General features: G+C 68.0%; 17 protein-coding genes. 10 read left to right on the top strand and 7 right to left on the bottom strand.

Features of this window, described 5'->3' with window-relative positions:
• Window positions 1–109: 109 nt before the first annotated feature.
• Complete coding sequence (locus PI990_RS00140) at window positions 110–1060, bottom strand: choline sulfate utilization transcriptional regulator (RefSeq protein ID WP_271659509.1); 951 nt, start codon at window positions 1058–1060, stop codon at window positions 110–112.
• A gap of 112 nt (window positions 1061–1172) precedes the next feature.
• Here PI990_RS00140 and betC point away from each other — a divergent pair, with 112 nt between their 5' ends.
• The 3 genes from betC to PI990_RS00125 all read left to right on the top strand — a co-directional run bounded on the left by betC (window position 1173) and on the right by PI990_RS00125 (window position 5337).
• Window positions 1173–2678, top strand: a complete 1506-nt coding sequence (gene betC / locus PI990_RS00135) for a choline-sulfatase (RefSeq protein WP_271659508.1) — start codon at window positions 1173–1175, stop codon at window positions 2676–2678.
• Window positions 2679–2730: 52 nt separating this feature from the next.
• Entirely contained in the window at window positions 2731–3657 is a 927-nt protein-coding gene (gene choX / locus PI990_RS00130; protein ID WP_271659507.1) for a choline ABC transporter substrate-binding protein, read from the top strand.
• 120 nt (window positions 3658–3777) lie between these two features.
• Window positions 3778–5337 (top strand): SulP family inorganic anion transporter, encoded by a 1560-nt coding sequence (locus tag PI990_RS00125; protein ID WP_271659506.1) that lies wholly within the window; start codon window positions 3778–3780, stop codon window positions 5335–5337.
• A gap of 15 nt (window positions 5338–5352) precedes the next feature.
• Here the strand turns inward: PI990_RS00125 and aroE are convergent, their stop codons facing one another.
• Window positions 5353–6177: a shikimate dehydrogenase gene (gene aroE, locus PI990_RS00120; RefSeq protein WP_271659505.1), complete on the bottom strand. Its 825-nt coding sequence runs from the start codon at window positions 6175–6177 to the stop codon at window positions 5353–5355.
• Window positions 6178–6235: 58 nt separating this feature from the next.
• On the bottom strand, window positions 6236–7153 hold the full coding sequence (gene hemF / locus PI990_RS00115; RefSeq protein ID WP_271659504.1) for an oxygen-dependent coproporphyrinogen oxidase: 918 nt from the start codon (window positions 7151–7153) through the stop codon (window positions 6236–6238).
• Window positions 7154–7312: 159 nt separating this feature from the next.
• Between hemF and PI990_RS00110 the strand changes: the two genes are divergently transcribed.
• Entirely contained in the window at window positions 7313–8290 is a 978-nt protein-coding gene (locus tag PI990_RS00110) for a quinone oxidoreductase family protein (protein ID WP_271659503.1), read from the top strand.
• A gap of 1 nt (window position 8291) precedes the next feature.
• On the opposite strand, the gene PI990_RS00105 is transcribed toward PI990_RS00110, so the two are convergent.
• The 3 genes from PI990_RS00105 to PI990_RS00095 form a co-directional block, all read right to left on the bottom strand.
• The gene (locus PI990_RS00105) at window positions 8292–8849 is read right to left on the bottom strand and encodes an L-threonylcarbamoyladenylate synthase (protein ID WP_271659502.1); all 558 of its coding nucleotides are present in this window, start codon (window positions 8847–8849) and stop codon (window positions 8292–8294) included.
• A gap of 39 nt (window positions 8850–8888) precedes the next feature.
• Window positions 8889–9974 (bottom strand): DNA-processing protein DprA, encoded by a 1086-nt coding sequence (gene dprA, locus PI990_RS00100; protein WP_271659501.1) that lies wholly within the window; start codon window positions 9972–9974, stop codon window positions 8889–8891.
• A gap of 84 nt (window positions 9975–10058) precedes the next feature.
• Window positions 10059–11084 carry a LysM peptidoglycan-binding domain-containing protein gene (locus PI990_RS00095; RefSeq protein WP_265170160.1) on the bottom strand — a complete coding sequence of 342 codons (1026 nt, stop codon included), beginning with the start codon at window positions 11082–11084 and terminating at the stop codon, window positions 10059–10061.
• A 141-nt stretch (window positions 11085–11225) separates the two neighbouring features.
• Between PI990_RS00095 and def the strand changes: the two genes are divergently transcribed.
• The 6 genes from def (at window position 11226) to PI990_RS00065 (ending at window position 16237) form a co-directional block, all read left to right on the top strand.
• Window positions 11226–11732 carry a peptide deformylase gene (gene def / locus PI990_RS00090; RefSeq protein WP_043241851.1) on the top strand — a complete coding sequence of 169 codons (507 nt, stop codon included), beginning with the start codon at window positions 11226–11228 and terminating at the stop codon, window positions 11730–11732.
• Window positions 11733–11799: 67 nt separating this feature from the next.
• Window positions 11800–12744, top strand: coding sequence for a methionyl-tRNA formyltransferase (gene fmt, locus PI990_RS00085; protein WP_265170159.1), 945 nt, complete (start codon window positions 11800–11802; stop codon window positions 12742–12744).
• The gene (gene rsmB, locus PI990_RS00080) at window positions 12741–14054 is read left to right on the top strand and encodes a 16S rRNA (cytosine(967)-C(5))-methyltransferase RsmB (RefSeq protein ID WP_271659500.1); all 1314 of its coding nucleotides are present in this window, start codon (window positions 12741–12743) and stop codon (window positions 14052–14054) included. Before fmt ends, rsmB begins: the two co-directional genes overlap by 4 nt.
• 11 nt (window positions 14055–14065) lie before the next feature.
• Window positions 14066–15439, top strand: coding sequence for a Trk system potassium transporter TrkA (trkA, locus tag PI990_RS00075; RefSeq protein WP_043241845.1), 1374 nt, complete (start codon window positions 14066–14068; stop codon window positions 15437–15439).
• A 40-nt stretch (window positions 15440–15479) separates the two neighbouring features.
• Window positions 15480–15800: a tetratricopeptide repeat protein gene (locus PI990_RS00070; protein WP_184488160.1), complete on the top strand. Its 321-nt coding sequence runs from the start codon at window positions 15480–15482 to the stop codon at window positions 15798–15800.
• 8 nt (window positions 15801–15808) lie between these two features.
• Window positions 15809–16237 (top strand): hypothetical protein, encoded by a 429-nt coding sequence (locus PI990_RS00065; RefSeq protein WP_021219937.1) that lies wholly within the window; start codon window positions 15809–15811, stop codon window positions 16235–16237.
• A 1-nt stretch (window position 16238) separates the two neighbouring features.
• Here the strand turns inward: PI990_RS00065 and PI990_RS00060 are convergent, their stop codons facing one another.
• Window positions 16239–16502 (bottom strand): PilZ domain-containing protein, encoded by a 264-nt coding sequence (locus PI990_RS00060; RefSeq protein WP_021219938.1) that lies wholly within the window; start codon window positions 16500–16502, stop codon window positions 16239–16241.
• Between the last annotated feature and the right edge of the window lie 80 nt (window positions 16503–16582).

Here is a 16582-nt window from a genome sequence, read left to right as displayed (position 1 = left end):
GGAAGTGAATGACCCCAGAAGTGATAGCCGCGCTTTGTGCAACCCGAATGACAGCTCGCGCCCTTTATGGGACTGGCGTCTCAAAATCCTGCAAACCCAACTCCGCCCGTCAGACGGCAATGCCCTCGCGGTTGCGGATACGCTGCACCGGGTCTTCGTCCGCCAGCTCGCGCTGCAACCAGTCGACGAAGCAGGCCACCACCCGCGCCCGGCGCTTGCGCTCGGGCAGCACCACGTAATAGCCGAAGTCGGAGGTGAGGCTGCCTTCGATCACCCGTGCCAGCAGGCCCTGCTCGATGAGGTCGTCCACCAGGTAGCGCCAGCCGATGGCCACGCCCTGGCCGGCGATGGCGGCCTGCACCAGCAGGGTGTAGTTGTCGAAACGCAGCGAGCCGGAGGCCGGCGACCGGTCGATGCCCAGCTCGCGGAACAGCGCCTCCCAGTCGAACCAGCGGGTGCGCACCTCGGGCTTGAGGTGCAGCAGCGGCAACTGGGCGAGGGCGGCGGCGGGCAGGGGGGCGGCCTGGTCCTTGAGCAGGCGCGGGCTGCAGATGGGGAACACCTCCTCGCGGAACAGCAGCAGCGCATCGCCGTGCTTGAAGCGGCCGTCACCGAAGGCGATGGCGACGTCGATCTCCGAGCGCAGCATGTTCATGGTGCGGTCGCTGGTCACCAGGCTGACGTCGATCTCCGGGTGGGCCTCGTGGAAGCGGTGCAGGCGCGGCATCAGCCAGTAGGCGGCGATGGCGAAGTCGGTGGCCACCTGAAGCACCTCGTGCTGGGCCCGCGCGCCCACCGCCTCCAGGCCGAGGTTGATGGCGCGCAGGCCGTCCTGCACATGAACGAAGAGCAGGCGCCCGCTGTCGGTCAGTTCGATGCCGCGGTAGACGCGGTCGAACAACCGGGTCGCCAGTTGCTTCTCCAGGCGCTGGATCTGCTGGCTCACCGCCGGCTGGGTGGTGCCCAGCTCCACCGCTGCGGCGGTGAAGCTCAGGTGGCGCGCCGCCGCTTCGAATACGCGCAGCAGGTCGAGGGAGAGTTCGGGTTGCAGGTCTGCCATAACGATTACTTATCCGAGGCATGTCCGCCCATGCGGTTTACCTGAAAGGTGTGGCGATTCCATGATCGACGCCAGCACTCTCGCATAAACCGATCATATGGATGAAGGCCCCATGAACCGCCCCAACATCCTCTTCATCATGGCCGACCAGATGGCCGCGCCGCTGATGCCCTTCCACGGTGGCCTGCCCCTGCACATGCCCAATCTTTCGCGCTTGGCGGAAAGCGCCGTGGTGTTCGACTCGGCCTACTGCAACAGCCCGCTCTGCGCGCCCTCGCGCTTCACCCTGGTGAGCGGCCAGCTGCCGTCGAAGATCGGCGCCTACGACAACGCCGCCGACTTCCCCGCCGACGTGCCCACCTACGCCCATCACCTGCGCCGCCTGGGCTACCGCACCGCGCTGTCCGGCAAGATGCACTTCTGCGGCCCGGACCAGCTGCACGGCTACGAGGAACGCCTGACCAGCGACATTTACCCCGCCGACTACGGCTGGGCGGTGAACTGGGACGAGCCGGACGTGCGCCCGAGCTGGTACCACAACATGTCCTCGGTGCTGCAGGCCGGGCCCTGCGTGCGCACCAACCAGCTGGATTTCGACGACGAGGTGGTGTTCAAGGCGCGCCAGTACCTCTACGACCACGTGCGCGAACAGGCCGGGCGGCCCTTCTGCCTGACGGTGTCGATGACCCACCCCCACGACCCCTACACCATCCCGCGCGAGTACTGGGACCTGTACCGCGAGGCCGACATCCCGCTGCCCTCGGTGCAGCTGGCCCAGCATGAGCAGGACCCGCACGCCCAGCGCCTGCTCAAGGTCATCGACCTGTGGGACAAGCCGCTGCCCGAGCAGAAAATCATCGACGCCCGCCGCGCCTACTTCGGCGCCTGCAGCTACGTCGACGCGCAGATCGGCACCCTGCTCAAGACCCTGGAGGACTGTGGCCTGGCCGAGGACACCATCCTGATGTTCTCCGGCGACCACGGCGACATGCTTGGCGAGCGCGGCCTCTGGTACAAGATGCACTGGTTCGAAATGGCCGCGCGTGTGCCGATGCTGGTGCATGCGCCGCAGCGTTTCGCGCCGCGCCGGGTGAAGGCGTCGGTCTCGACCATGGACCTGCTGCCGACCCTCGTGGAACTGGCCGGCGGCAGCCTGGACCCACAGTTGCCGCTGGACGGCCGCTCGCTGCTGCCGCACCTGGCGGGCGAGGGCGGGCATGACGAGGTGTTCGGCGAATACATGGCCGAAGGCACCACCAGCCCGCTGATGATGATCCGCCGTGGCCCGTGGAAATTCGTCTATTCGGAGCAGGACCCGCTGCTGCTCTTCAACCTGGAAAGCGACCCCCGCGAGCTGGAGAACCTGGCCGCATCCGCGAGCCACCGCGAGGTGCTCGAGGCCTTCCTCGCCGAAGCCCGGGCGCGCTGGGACATCCCCGCGATCCACCAGGCGACGCTCGCCAGCCAGCGGCGCCGCCGCTTCGTCGCCGGCGCCCTGGAGCAGGGCCGGCTCACCAGCTGGGACCACCAGCCCTGGGTGGACGCCAGCCAGCAATACATGCGCAACCACATCGACCTCGACGACCTGGAGCGCCGCGCACGTTATCCACAGCCCTGACCAGAGGGGACGAACCCACGGCCGGCCACACCTTCACTCACAAGGAAAAGGCATGAAGACCATCACCACCCTGTTCGCCGCCGCGCTGCTTTCCAGCGCCCTGATCACCACCGCCCAGGCCGAGGACGCCCGTTGCGCCACCGTGAAGCTGGGCGACCCGGGCTGGAGCGACATCGCCGTCACCAACGGCGTCACCCGCCTGCTGCTGGACGGTCTGGGCTACAAGGCCGAGACCCAGACCCTGGCGGTGCCGATCATCTTCGCCGGCCTGCAGAAGGGCCAGGTGGACGTCTTCCTCGGCAACTGGATGCCGGCCCAACAGAGCAACTACGACAAGTTCGTCGCCGCCGGCGAAGTGGACAAGGTGGCGCAGAACCTCGGCGGCACCGAGTACACCCTGGCGGTGCCCACCTACGCCTATGACGCGGGGGTGAAGACCTTCGCCGACCTGGACAAGCACGCCGACAGGTTCAAGCACACCCTCTACGGCATCGCCGCCGGCTCGCCGGCCAACATCTCCATCCAGGACATGATCAAGGGCGATGAATTCGGCCTGGGCGACTGGAAGCTGGTGGAGTCCAGCGAGCAGGCGATGCTGGTGCAGGTGGGCCGCGCGGTGAAGCGCAAGGACTTCGTGGTGTTCCTCGGCTGGACCCCGCACCCGATGAACGTGCAGTACGACATGAAGTACCTCAAGGGCGGCGAGAAGTACTTCGGCGCGAGCGGCACGGTGAACACCCTGGCGCGCAAGGGCTACGCCCAGCAGTGCCCCAACGTCGGCAAGCTGCTGGCCAACCTGGCGTTCACCCAGGAGATGGAGAACGCGGTGATGAACGAGGTGCTGAGCAAGAACGCCAGCAACGACGAGGCGGTGAAGGCCTGGCTCAAGGCCAACCCGCAGGTGGTCGAGGGCTGGCTGCAGGGCGTGACCACCCGCGAGGGTGGCGACGGGCTGGCGGCGGTGAAGGCGAAGCTGTGATTCGCGGGGGCCGTGAAGCGGCCCCATTTCGCCCGAGGTGGCGTATGGTCGCAGCCCATCGCGATTGAAAGTTCGCGCCACGTCTCCCACGCCTGCCGATGAGGCCCTGCCCGTCCCACGATGAAGCCTTCCACCCTCTTCCCCTTCCTCGACTGGCTGCCCCGGACCACCGGGCGCAGCCTCGGGCGTGACGCGCTGGTGGGCCTCACCGGCGCCATCCTCGCCCTGCCGCAATCCATCGCCTATGCCCTGATCGCCGGCCTGCCGGCCGAATACGGCCTCTATGCCGCCGTGGTGCCGGTGATCATCGCCTGCCTCTGGGGCTCGTCCTGGCACCTGATCGGCGGGCCGACGGCGGCCATCTCCGTGGTGCTGTTCGCCAGCGTCAGCCCCCTGGCCCTGCCGGGCAGCGGCGACTACATCGCCCTGGTGCTGCTGCTGACCTTCCTCGCCGGGCTGTTCCAGTGGCTGCTCGGCGTCTTGCGCTTCGGCGCCCTGGCCAACTTCGTCTCGCAGTCGGTGGTGATCGGCTTCACCTGCGGCGCGGCGCTGGTCATCGCCCTGGGGCAGATCCCCAACCTGCTCGGCCTGCCCAGCCTGGAAGGCCGCGCGACAGCATTGCAGGGCGCGCTGGAGCTGGCCGGGCACGTGCGCGAAGTGCATGTGCATTCGGTGCTGGTGGCGCTGGCGACCCTGGTGGTGACATTGCTGCTGCGACGCTTCGCCCCGCGCCTGCCGGCCCTGTTGCTGGGCCTGGTGGCCGGCAGTCTGCTGGTGCTGGCATTGCCTGGGAGCATGGCGGACGTGCCCTTGGTGCCGCCCTTCGAGGGCAGCCTGCCGCCGTTCACCACGCTGCGCTTCGACCTCGACGACATCCTGCGCCTGCTGCCGTCGGCGGTAGCCTGCGGGCTGCTCGGCCTGGTGATGAGCCTGTCCATCGCCCGCGCCCTGGCCGCGCAGTCGCAGCAGGTGCTGGACGCCAACCGCGAGACCCGGGGCCAGGGCCTGTCCAACCTGGTCGGGGCCTGGTTCTCCGGCTACCTCTCCAGCGGCTCCTTCACCCGCTCGGCGCTGAACCTGCAGGCCGGCGCCCGCTCGCCGCTGGCAGGGGTGTGCTCGGCGCTGTGGGTAGCGCTGTTCGCCCTGGTGGGCGCGCGGCTGATCGCGCATATCCCGTTGCCGGCGATGGCGGCGAGCATCCTGCTGATCTGCTGGAACCTGATCGACCTGCCGGGCATGCGCCAGCTATGGCGGGTGAGCCGGGCGGAGTTCGTGGTGATGGCCCTGACGGCCTTGGCCACCCTGGTGCTGGAACTGCAGACGGCGATCTACGCGGGGGTGCTGGCGTCGCTGTTCTTCTACCTCAAGCGCACCTCGCAGCCGCGCGTGCTGCATTCCGGCGATGCCGAGGAGGAGGTGCTGCGCATCGAGGGCTCGATCTTCTTTGGTGCCTGCCCCTATGTGCAGCGGCTGATCCAGCGCAGCCGGGGCAAGCGCCTGGTGCTGGACGGGCACCACATCAACTTCATCGATTTCGCCGGAGTGAGCCTGCTGCACAACGAGGCCCGTCGCCTGCACGGGCAGGGCCGCACCCTGGTGCTGCGTCGCGCCCGGCCCCATGTGGAGCGCGAGCTGCGCAAGCTGGAAGACGAGCACAGCCGGCTGGTGATCGAGCCGTAGCCCGGGGCGACCGAATCAGCCCTGGGCGAGCAGCCGACGCAGTTCGGCGAGGACCGGCGCCGTTTCCGGGCGCACGCCGCGCCAGAGCAGGAAGGCTTCGGCCGCCTGCTCCACCAGCATGCCCAGGCCGTCGAGGGTACGCGCGGCGCCCTGCTCCTGGGCCCAGCGGTTGAAGGCAGTGATCTGCGCGCCGTACATCATGTCGTAGCAGACCGTGTGGCCGGCCTCGATCAGGCTCGGCGAGATGGGCGGCAGCTCGCCGGCGAGGCTGGCGGAGGTGCCGTTGACGATCAGGTCCACCGGCTCTTCCAGCCAATCGAAACCACTGGCCAGCACCGGGCCCAGGTCGGCGAACTCATGGGCCAGCTGCTCGGCCTTCTCCACCGTGCGGTTGGCGATCACCACCGCAGCCGGGCGCTGGGCCAGCAGGGGTTCGAGCACACCGCGCACGGCACCACCAGCACCGAGCAGGAGGATGCGCGTGCCGGCGAGTTCGAGCCCGGCGTTGCGCATCAGGTCGCCCACCAGGCCGGCGCCGTCGGTGTTGTCGCCCAGCAGGTTGCCGTCATCCAGGCGCTTGAGGGTGTTCACCGCACCGGCGCGGCGGGCGCGCTCGCTGAGGCTGTCCGCCATCTGGAAGGCCTGTTCCTTGAAGGGCACGGTGACGTTGCCACCCAGGCCCTGCGCGAAGAAGGCGCGGGCAAAGCCGGTGAAGTCGTCCAGGGGCGCCAGCAACGCCTCGTACTCCAGGGCCTGGCCGGTCTGCGCGGCGAACAGGCGGTGGATCAACGGCGACTTGCTGTGGCCGATGGGATTGCCGAAGACGGCGTAGCGGTCCATGGGGAAGTCCTTGGGGTAGGGCAGAAGCGGTTCGAAAACCGGCTCTGCCGCAATGGCGTCAGGGCAGGATTTTCAGCCAGTCGCGGTCCTGGAGGAAGTACTCCGTCAGGCGCGCCTCTTCGCTGCCCGGCTCCGGCTTCCAGTCATAACCCCAGCGCACCTGGGGCGGCAGGGACATGAGGATGGATTCGGTACGCCCACCGGATTGCAGGCCGAACAGGGTGCCGCGGTCGAACACCAGGTTGAACTCCACGTAGCGGCCACGGCGGAAGGCCTGGAACTCGCGCTGCTGCTCGGTGAAGGGGGTGTGGCGGCGCTTGCGCACGATGGGCAGGTAGGCCTGGATATAGGCGTCGCCGATGGCGCGCATGAAGGCGAAGCTGGTGTCGAAGTCCCACTGGTTCAGGTCGTCGAAGAACAGGCCGCCGATGCCACGCGGTTCGTTGCGGTGCTTGAGGTGGAAGTAGCGGTCGCACCATTCCTTGTAGCGCGGGTAGACGTCCGCGCCGAAGGGTGCGCAGGCGTCACGGGCCACCTGGTGCCAGAGCACGCAGTCTTCCTCGTGGGCGTAATAGGGGGTGAGGTCGAAGCCACCGCCGAACCACCAGACCGGCTCTTCACCTTCCTTCTCGGCGATGAAGAAGCGCACGTTGGCGTGGGAGGTGGGGATGTGCGGGTTCTCCGGGTGGATCACCAGGGACACGCCCAGGGCCTGGAAGCCACGGCCGGCGAGTTCCGGGCGATGGGCGCTGGCCGACGGCGGCAGGCTGCTGCCGAACACATGGGAGAAGTTGACCCCGCCCTTTTCGATCAGCTTGCCGTTCTCCAGCACGCGGGTGCGGCCGCCACCGCCGGCAGGGCGCTCCCAGGCCTCTTCGAAGAAGCCGGCGCCGCCGTCCTCGGTTGCCAGTTCGGCACAGATACGGTCTTGCAGATCGAGCAGGTAGGCCTTCACGGCCTCAATGTGTTTACTCACGTCGAATGCACCTTGAATCGGCTTGCGAGCGCCAGCTGGCGGGGCTTGCAGGGGAAAAAGAGGGCGCAAGCATACCACCGCAGGGGCCGTGCAGTGGCTTGACGCCGATCAAGCGGAAGGCTTGGATTGGGGCTTTCCCCAGATGAAGGAGAGTCGGCCATGGCCAGACGCGTGCAGTTTTCCCAGTACGGCGGTCCCGAGGTGCTCGAACTGGTGGAGGCGCCCATCGCCGAACCGGGACCGGGCCAGGTGCGGGTGCGCAACCACGCCATCGGCCTCAACTTCATCGAGACCTATTTCCGCAGTGGCCTGTATCCGGCCGCCTCCCTGCCTTCCGGGCTGGGCAACGAGGGCGCCGGCGAGGTGGATGCCGTGGGCACGGGCGTCGAGCACCTGAAGGTGGGCGACCGGGTCGGCTACGGTACCGGGCCCCTGGGCGCCTATGGCGAGTATCACGTGCTGCCGGCGGCCAATCTGGTGAAGCTGCCGGACGCCATCAGCTACGAGCAGGCGGCAGCGGTGATGCTCAAGGGCCTGACGGTGCAGTACCTGTTGCGCCAGACCCACGCGCTGAAAGCCGGCGAGACGGTGCTGTTCCATGCCGCCGCCGGCGGGGTCGGCTCCATCGCCTGCCAGTGGGCCAAGGCCATTGGTGCGCGCCTGATCGGGGTCGCCGGTTCGGCGGAAAAGGCCGAGCGAGCCAAGGCCCTGGGTGCCTGGGCCTGCATCGACAGCAGCCGCGAGAACGTGGTGCAACGGGTGCTGGAGCTGACCGAGGGGCGCAAGTGCCCGGTGGTCTACGACTCGGTGGGCAAGGACACCTGGGAAACCTCGCTGGACTGCGTGGCCCCGCGCGGGCTGCTGGTGAGCTTCGGCAACGCCTCGGGCGCGGTGAGCGGGGTCAACCTCGGGGTGCTGGCACAGAAGGGTTCGATCTACGTCACCCGGCCGACGTTGGGCAGTTACGCCGACACGTCGGCGAACCTGCAGGCCATGGCCGACGAGCTGTTCGGGATGATCGCCAGCGGCGCGCTGAAGGTGGAGATCGGCCAGCGCTATGCCCTGGCCGACATCGCCCGCGCCCATGCCGACCTGGCAGGCCGGCGCACCAGCGGTTCGAGCGTGCTGCTGCCCTGATTCAGGAGGCGCGCACGACCCGCCCGGTGACCAGGTCGCGGATGGTGCTCGGGTTGCGGCGCCCGCCCAGGGCGCCCACCAGCACGGCATCGAGCTCGCCGGGGAAGTACTGCTGCACACGCAGGCGCGACACGGCGGAAGGCCGTCCAGCGGGGTTGGCGGAGGTGGACACCAGCGGCCCGACCTGGGCGCACAGGGCGCGCACCACCGGGTGGTCGCTGACGCGCAGGGCGACGCTGTCGTGCTTGCCGGTGATCCAATCGGGCAGCAGGTTCTGGTGCGGCACCAGCCAGGTGTTGGGACCCGGCCAGGAAGCAGCCAGCGTGTCTTTCCATTCATCGGGCAGCTCGTCGAGGAGGAAGTCGAACTGCTCGATGTCATCGGCCACCAGGATCAGCCCCTTCTCCACCGGCCGCGCCTTGAGCGCCAGCAAGCGGTAGACGGCGTCCTCGTTCCAGGGGTCGCAACCGAGCCCCCAGACGGCTTCCGTGGGATAGGCGATCACACCGCCGCCCCGTACCACCCGCGCCACTTGCTGAACCCGCCAGTTGCTGACCATTGCCCACTCCCGAAAAACGATGGCGCGAGTGTACAGGCCTCAACCACGACGGTGCACCCAGAGCCCCGCCTCACGGGCGATGCAGCCATCGATTTCGAGGTCGGTGAGCGCGGCCAGCACCCGGGGCAGCTCCCAGCCACTGGCGCTGGCCAGGGCTTCGCTGCTGTAGGGCGCGGCGCGCAGCAGGTCGAGCAGTGGGTGGTCCAGCAGCGCAGCACGGGGTTCCGGCGCGAACACCTGCCAGCCACGCAGGGCTTCGAGCACATGCCCGACCGTCTCCACCAGCACGGCGCCGTCGCGGATCAACTGGTGGCAACCGCGCGCACCGGGATGGTGGATGGAGCCGGGGATGGCGTAGACCTCACGGCCCTGCTCGACAGCCAGGCGCGCGGTGATCAGCGAGCCGCTGGACGGGCTCGCCTCCACCACCAGCACACCCAGCGAGAGCCCGCTGATGATGCGGTTGCGCCGGGGGAAGTTGCTGGCCTGGGGCGCGCAGTCCAGCGGCAGCTCGGAAACCAGCGCCCCGCCGCTTTCGACTATCGCCGCCGCGAGCGCCTGGTGCCGGCTCGGGTAGATGCGCTCCAGCCCAGTGCCGAGCACGGCGACCGTGTGCCCGCCGGCATCCAGCGCGCCCCGGTGGGCGGCACCGTCGATGCCCAGGGCCAGGCCGCTGGTGATGCAGAAGCCCCCGGTGGCCAGGCTGCGGGCGAAGGCGTGGGCGGTATCCAGCCCGGCACGGGAGGCACGGCGGCTGCCGACCATGGCCAGTTGCGGGCGTTCGAGCAGGGCAGGGTCACCGCGCACGAACAGCAGCGGCGGGGCATCGTTGAGCTGGGCGAGCAGGGCGGGGTAGTGGGGGTCGTCCCACATCAGCAGGTGGTTGCCTTCCTGTTCCAGCCAGGCCAGTGACCGGGCGGCGCAGTTGCGCACCTCTTCACTGCGGCGGGGGCCGGCGCAGGCCTCGGGCAGGCGCAGCGAGCGCCAGGCAGCGGCCGGGGCACTGAGGGCAGCGGAGGCACTGCCGAAGGCGTCGATCAGGATGCGGAAACGCTGGGGGCCGAGTTCGGGAAGGCTGTGGAGACGCAGGCGGGCTTCGATTTCAGCGGGGGAGGCGGGCGGCACGGGGATCGTCCTTGACCATCGCCGCGCAGGGCGGCTGGCCACCCTGTATACAACAAGCCCCCGTAGGACGGGGGCTTGGTTTGCTTAGGGATTGTGCACCTTGTCCATCACCGCCAGCTGTCGGCTGGCCGCCAGGATCAGGCCGTAGCTGAGCTTGTCATAGGTGCGGAACACCATCAGCAGACCGGCACGCTCGTCGGGGATCTTCACCGATTCACCGGTGACGCGGTCACGCACGATCTCGCCGGTCTTGTAGACCGCCAGTACGTTGCCTTCCACCAGGCCGTCGCGCTTGCCCTTGTTGATGGTCACCACATCGAACTGGCCGATCTGGTTCACGCCACGGGGCACGTCGAGGATCACACCCTTGATGTCGGTGCTCGGAGCACTGGGCATGAAGGTGGAGTTCACCGAGCGCTGTTCGGTCGGGAACAGGCGATCGCCCAGGCGGACTTCCTGGGTCGAACGGGTGAGGGTCATGGTCGCCACGTCGCCTTCCTGGGCCACCAGGTCACCGCCACCGATGTCGTCGGCGTTGATGCCGAGGAATTCCTTGGTCTCGGGGTCGATGTAGGTCTTGCCCTGACGGAAGATGCCATAGGTGGGGTTCTGCTCGTCGAAGCTGCCGCGTGCATAGACGCGATCACCGGCGCCGCTGACCACGCGCTCGGCGTTGCCGGCGACGATATAGGGCGCGCCGTTGAACTGGTCGGGCGTGTCGACGATGCGGTTGCTCAGCAGGAAACTGTTGATGGCTTCCAGCGGGATGGTCGGAATGGCTTCGGCCATCGGCGTGCTGCGCACCTGGGGCGACAGCTTGATGGTGCCGCGGGACGCGCCACGATCCAGCATCAGGCGAGGCTGGCCATCGACATAGACGAGGCTCAGGCTGTCGCCCGGATAGATCAGGTGCGGGTTCTCGATCTGCGGGTTGGCGTGCCAGATTTCCGGCCACTTCCAGGGTTCGCGCAGGAACTTGCCCGAGATATCCCAGAGGGTATCCCCACGCACTACCGTGTAGTGCTCCGGGTGGCCTTCCTTGAGTTCCACCGCAGCCTGTGCCAACCCACTGGCAGCAAGGAGCAGCAGGGCGAGTAGTGATTTCCTCATGCGGTGAATCCCTTTATTATGTGCGTTCACGCGAAACGGCCTGAAAGCCGCCCCAACCGGGCTTTGCAGGCGTTTTTCAATGCTGCTCATCATCTTAGCAGCGGATTTTGACTTTATTCTACAAGTGCATCACAAACGCATATGGCGATCCTGAACATCCTCGAATTTCCCGATCCACGCCTGCGTACCATCGCTAAACCGGTGGACGTGGTGGACGACGCTGTGCGCCAGTTGATCGACGACATGTTCGAAACCATGTACGACGCACCGGGTATCGGCCTCGCCGCGACCCAGGTCAACGTGCACAAGCGCGTGGTGGTGATGGACCTGTCCGAAGACAAGTCCGAGCCCATGGTCTTCATCAACCCCGAGTTCGAATCCCTGACCGACGAGATGGACCAGTACCAGGAAGGCTGCCTGTCGGTGCCGGGCTTCTACGAGAACGTCGACCGTCCGCAGAAGGTGCGCATCAAGGCTCTGGACCGCGACGGCAAGCCCTACGAGCTGATCGCCGAAGGGCTGCTCGCGGTGTGCATCCAGCACGAGTGCGACCACCTCAACGGCAAGCTGTTCGTCGATTACCTGTCGACGCTCAAGCGTGACCGGATCAAGAAGAAGCTGGAAAAGCAGCACCGCCAGCAGGCTTGATCGCCGAACCCCAAAGGCTTGCTCCGGCAAGCCTTTTTCTTTTTCAGAGTGACCAAGTGAGCCCCGCATGACCCAAGCACTGCGCCTCGTCTTCGCCGGCACCCCGGAGTTCGCCGCCGAGCACCTCAAGGCCCTGCTCGACACGCCGCACAGTATCGTCGCCGTCTACACCCAGCCGGATCGCCCGGCAGGCCGTGGCCAGAAGCTGATGCCGAGCCCGGTCAAGCAACTCGCCCTGCAGCACGGCATCCCCGTGATGCAGCCGCCGACCCTGCGTGACGCCGATGCCCAGGCCGAGCTCAAGGCCCTCGGTGCCGACCTGATGGTGGTGGTCGCCTACGGCCTGATCCTGCCCCAGGTGGTGCTCGACACCCCGCGCCTCGGCTGCATCAACAGCCATGCCTCGCTGCTGCCGCGCTGGCGTGGCGCCGCGCCGATCCAGCGTGCGGTGCAGGCCGGCGATGCCGAGAGCGGCGTCACCGTGATGCAGATGGAAGCGGGCCTGGACACCGGGCCGATGCTGCTCAAGGTCGTCACCCCGATCACCGCCGACGACACCGGCGGCAGCCTCCACGACCGCCTCGCCGCCCTCGGCCCGCAAGCCGTGGTGCAGGCCATCGGGCAACTCGCCGCCGGCACCCTGGTGGGCGAGGTGCAGGACGATGCCCTGGCCACCTACGCACACAAGCTCAACAAGGACGAAGCCCGTATCGACTGGAGCCGCCCGGCCGATGAGCTGGAGCGCCTGGTGCGCGCCTTCAACCCCTGGCCCATCTGCCACAGCACCCTCGGCGGCGAGCCGCTGAAGGTACTGGCGGCCCAGCTCGGCGAAGGCCAGGGCCAGCCGGGGCAGATCCTCGCCGCCAGCAAGGACGGCCTGACCGTGGCCTGCGGCAGTGGTGCCCTGCGCTTGACCCGCCTGCAACTGCCCGGCGGCAAGCCACTGAGTTTCGCCGACCTGTTCAACAGCCGCCGCGAGCAGTTCGCCGCCGGCCTGGTGCTCGGCGCATGAATCCGCGTCTCGCCGCAGCCCGAGCGCTGACCGCCGTCCTCTCCGGCAAGGCCTCGCTGGGCGGCAGCCTGCCCGCACAGCTGGACAAGGTCGACCCGCGCGACCGTGGCCTCGCCCAGGACCTCGCCTTCGGCGCCGCCCGTTGGCAGCCCCGCCTCTCGGCCCTGGCCGAGCGCCTGCTGCAGAAGCCGTTCAAGAGCGCCGACAAGGATGTGGAGGCGTTGCTGCTGGTCGGCCTCTACCAGCTGTTCTACAGCCGCATCCCCGCCCACGCCGCCATCGGTGAAACCGTGGGTGCCGCCGAGAAGCTGAAGAAGCCCTGGGCCAAGGGCCTGCTCAATGCCGTGCTGCGTAATGCCCAACGTGACGGAGAGGCGATCTTCGCCGAGCTGGAGCGCGACCCCATGGTGCGCACCGCCCACCCACGCTGGCTGCAGAAGGCGCTCAAGGCGGCCTGGCCCGAACACTGGGAAGCGATCTGCGCCGCCAACAACGCGCACCCGCCGCTGATCCTGCGGGTCAACCGCCGTCACGGCGAGCGCGACGCCTACCTCGCCGAACTGCGCCAGGCCGGCATCGAGGCCGAGCCCTGCGCGTTCAGCCGCGACGGCATCCGCCTGCTCGAAGCCCGTGACGTGAAGACCCTCCCCGGCTTCGCCGACGGCCGCGTCAGCGTGCAGGACGAAGCCGCGCAGCTGGCCGCCGACCTGCTCGAACTCGCCCCCGGCCAGCGCGTGCTCGACGCCTGCTGCGCCCCTGGCGGCAAGACCTGTCACCTGCTGGAGGCCGAGCCCGGCCTGACCGACGTGGTGGCCGTGGACCTGGAAGAGAGCCGCCTGGTACGGGTGCGCGAAAACCTCCAGCGCCTCGGCCTGCACGCCACGCTGATCGCTGCCGATGGTCGCGATACCGCTGCCTGGTGGGACGGCAAGCCGTTCCAGCGCATCCTCCTGGACGCGCCCTGCTCGGCCACCGGCGTGATCCGCCGCCACCCAGACATCAAGCTGACCCGCCAGGCCGAGGACATCCCCGCCCTGGCGCAGCTGCAGGGCGAGCTGCTCGACGCCCTGTGGCCCACGCTCGAAGTGGGGGGCGTGCTCGTCTACGCCACCTGCTCCACGCTGCCGATGGAAAACAGCGATAACATCGCCACCTTCCTCGCCCGCACCCCTGGCGCGCGCGAACTGGACATCGCCGGCAGCTTCGGCCTCAAGCAGCCCCACGGGCGCCAACTGCTGGCCCAGGAAGACGGCCACGACGGCTTCTACTATGCCAAGCTGATAAAGATCGCCGCCTCACCGCGCGGCTAACGGAGCGATCAGTGAAGATCATCATCCTCGGTGCGGGACAGGTCGGCGGCACCCTCGCCGAGCACCTCTCCGGCGAAGCCAACGACATCACGGTGGTGGACACCGACGCTGAGCGCCTGCGCGACCTCGGCGACCGCCTCGACATCCGCACCGTGCAGGGGCGCGGCTCCTTCCCCACCGTGCTGCGCCAGGCCGGTGCCGACGACGCCGACATGCTGGTGGCAGTGACCAACAGCGACGAGGTGAACATGGTGGCCTGCCAGGTCGCCTACACCCTGTTCCATACCCCGACCAAGATCGCCCGCGTGCGCGAAGCGGCCTACCTGACCCGCGCCGGCCTGTTCGACAACGAAGCCATTCCGGTGGACGTGCTGATCAGCCCCGAGCAGGTGGTGACCAACTACATCAAGCGCCTGATCGAATACCCCGGCGCGCTGCAGGTGATCGACTTCGCCGAAGGCAAGGCCCAGCTGGTGGGCGTCAAGGCCTACTACGGCGGCCCGCTGGTGGGCCAGGAGCTGCGCCAGTTGCGCCAGCACATGCCCAACGTCGACACCCGCGTCGCCGCGATCTTCCGCCGCAACCGGCCGATCACGCCCCAGGGCGATACGGTGATCGAGGCCGACGACGAGGTCTTCTTCATCGCCGCCAAGGCGCACATCCGCGCCGTGATGAGCGAGATGCGCCGCCTCGAGGACAGCTACAAGCGGGTGGTCATCGCCGGTGGCGGCCATATCGGCGAGCGCCTGGCGGAGGCCATCGAGAGCCGCTACCAGGTGAAGATCATCGAGATGAACCCGGCCCGCTGCCGCTACCTCTCCGACACCCTCGACAGCACCGTGGTTCTGCAGGGCAGCGCCTCGGACCGCGACCTGCTGGTGGAAGAGAACATCAACGATGCCGACATCTTCCTGGCGCTGACCAACGACGACGAGGCCAACATCATGTCCTCGCTGCTGGCCAAGCGCCTGGGCGCGCGCAAGGTGATGACCATCATCAACAACCCCGCCTACGTCGACCTGGTGCAGGGCGGCGATATCGACATCGCCATCAGCCCGCAGCTGGCCACCATCGGCACCCTGCTGACCCACGTGCGCCGCGGCGACATCGTCAGCGTGCACTCCCTGCGCCGGGGCGCGGCGGAAGCCATCGAGGCCATCGCCCACGGCGACGCCAAGTCGAGCAAGGTGGTGGGCCGCATGATCGAGGACATCGCCCTGCCGCCGGGCACCACCATCGGCGCCATCATCCGCAACGACGAGGTGCTGATCGCCCACGACGACACGGTGATCGAGTCCGGCGACCACGTGATCCTGTTCCTCGTCGACAAGAAGTACATCCGTGATGCCGAGCGCCTGTTCCAGGTCGGGCTGACGTTCTTCTAAAGGCGCACAGAAAAAGCCGCACGAACAAGGGGGAGGCGCAATGCTCGAAGGACTGGAGAAGATGCTCGCCAAGGGCAACGACAACTCGCTGCTGCGCTTCGGCCTCGGCAAGGGCTACCTCGACCAGGGCGACGCTGCCCGGGCCGCCGAGCACCTGAAGGCCTGCGTGGCCTTCGACGCCAAGTACTCGGCGGCCTGGAAGCTGCTCGGCAAGGCCCTGCAACAGGCAGGGGACGACGAGGGGGCACGTCAGGCCTGGACCCAGGGACTGCAAGCGGCCCAGGCCCAGGGCGACAAGCAGGCGGAGAAGGAGATGACGGTGTTCCTCAAGCGTCTCGACCGCCAGGCAGCGCCCCGTTGAGCGCCGCCATGAGCCGCCTCGTCCTCTGCGCACTGGCCACGACCCTGGCGCTGCCGGCCGGCGCCGCCGAGCCCAATGGGCCCTACACCCTGCTCGAAGCCTCGCGCCCGCTGTTCGAAGGCGTGACCAACACCGACAGGGCCACGGCCGAAGCCTGCGCGGGCTGGTCGATGTCGAAGGCCCAGGTCGAGCGTTTCTTCACCCTTGGCGAGCTGCTCGATGGCGTGGTCCTGCATCACCAGTTCGCCTGGCTGCCCTGCAGCATCGAGGGCCGGGTGCATGACGGGCGTGGCCAGGTGTGGAACTTCCGCATCAACGCGGCGGCCACGGCCACCACCTGGCGCGGTGACGGGCCGACCCGGGAGGAATACCGCTGGGGTTGTCGCCGTGAAGGCTGCGAATCCCTGGTGCTGATGGGCGCCGAGGGCGACGGCTGAATCAGCGATCGATGAAGCGCAGGCCGACGCCTTCGACATCCGCGCGCATGATCTCCATCTGCAAGACCGGCGCCTCGAAGGGCAGGTCCTGGACCTGGCCGGTGACGATGGTGCCCAGGGGCAGGGCGACGAGATCGGGGTGGCGCACGTAGACACCACCATCGGAGAGGTCGCGGGTCTGGGCGAGTATTTCGCCGAAGCTTTCGTGACTGATCTTGATCCGGCACTTCATCGGAGTGCGCGGGTACTGCCGCTGGTTCGACATCGTCTGTTCGCCATCCTCAGCCTTGGTGTGCCGTTAATAGCCTAAATCACAGCGGCGACGGAAAAAAGGCGCCATAAGGC

This window comes from Pseudomonas sp. TUM22785, from assembly GCF_028198105.1.
GTDB classification, from domain to species: domain Bacteria; phylum Pseudomonadota; class Gammaproteobacteria; order Pseudomonadales; family Pseudomonadaceae; genus Metapseudomonas; species Metapseudomonas solani.
This window is presented reverse-complemented; position numbering and strand designations above follow the sequence as displayed.

Bases quoted from the DNA above. Each gene is read 5' to 3' on its own strand.
- PI990_RS00095 (WP_265170160.1), bottom strand. From the start codon at position 11,084: ATGAGGAAATCACTACTCGCCCTGCTGCTCCTTGCTGCCAGTGGGTTG.
- PI990_RS00065 (WP_021219937.1), top strand. From the start codon at position 15,809: ATGAGCCGCCTCGTCCTCTGCGCACTGGCCACGACCCTGGCGCTGCCG.
- PI990_RS00125 (WP_271659506.1), top strand. From the start codon at position 3,778: ATGAAGCCTTCCACCCTCTTCCCCTTCCTCGACTGGCTGCCCCGGACC.
- PI990_RS00140 (WP_271659509.1), bottom strand. From the start codon at position 1,060: ATGGCAGACCTGCAACCCGAACTCTCCCTCGACCTGCTGCGCGTATTC.
- choX (WP_271659507.1), top strand. From the start codon at position 2,731: ATGAAGACCATCACCACCCTGTTCGCCGCCGCGCTGCTTTCCAGCGCC.
- betC (WP_271659508.1), top strand. From the start codon at position 1,173: ATGAACCGCCCCAACATCCTCTTCATCATGGCCGACCAGATGGCCGCG.
- rsmB (WP_271659500.1), top strand. From the start codon at position 12,741: ATGAATCCGCGTCTCGCCGCAGCCCGAGCGCTGACCGCCGTCCTCTCC.
- aroE (WP_271659505.1), bottom strand. From the start codon at position 6,177: ATGGACCGCTACGCCGTCTTCGGCAATCCCATCGGCCACAGCAAGTCG.
- PI990_RS00110 (WP_271659503.1), top strand. From the start codon at position 7,313: ATGGCCAGACGCGTGCAGTTTTCCCAGTACGGCGGTCCCGAGGTGCTC.
- PI990_RS00070 (WP_184488160.1), top strand. From the start codon at position 15,480: ATGCTCGAAGGACTGGAGAAGATGCTCGCCAAGGGCAACGACAACTCG.
- PI990_RS00060 (WP_021219938.1), bottom strand. From the start codon at position 16,502: ATGTCGAACCAGCGGCAGTACCCGCGCACTCCGATGAAGTGCCGGATC.
- PI990_RS00105 (WP_271659502.1), bottom strand. From the start codon at position 8,849: ATGGTCAGCAACTGGCGGGTTCAGCAAGTGGCGCGGGTGGTACGGGGC.
- fmt (WP_265170159.1), top strand. From the start codon at position 11,800: ATGACCCAAGCACTGCGCCTCGTCTTCGCCGGCACCCCGGAGTTCGCC.
- def (WP_043241851.1), top strand. From the start codon at position 11,226: ATGGCGATCCTGAACATCCTCGAATTTCCCGATCCACGCCTGCGTACC.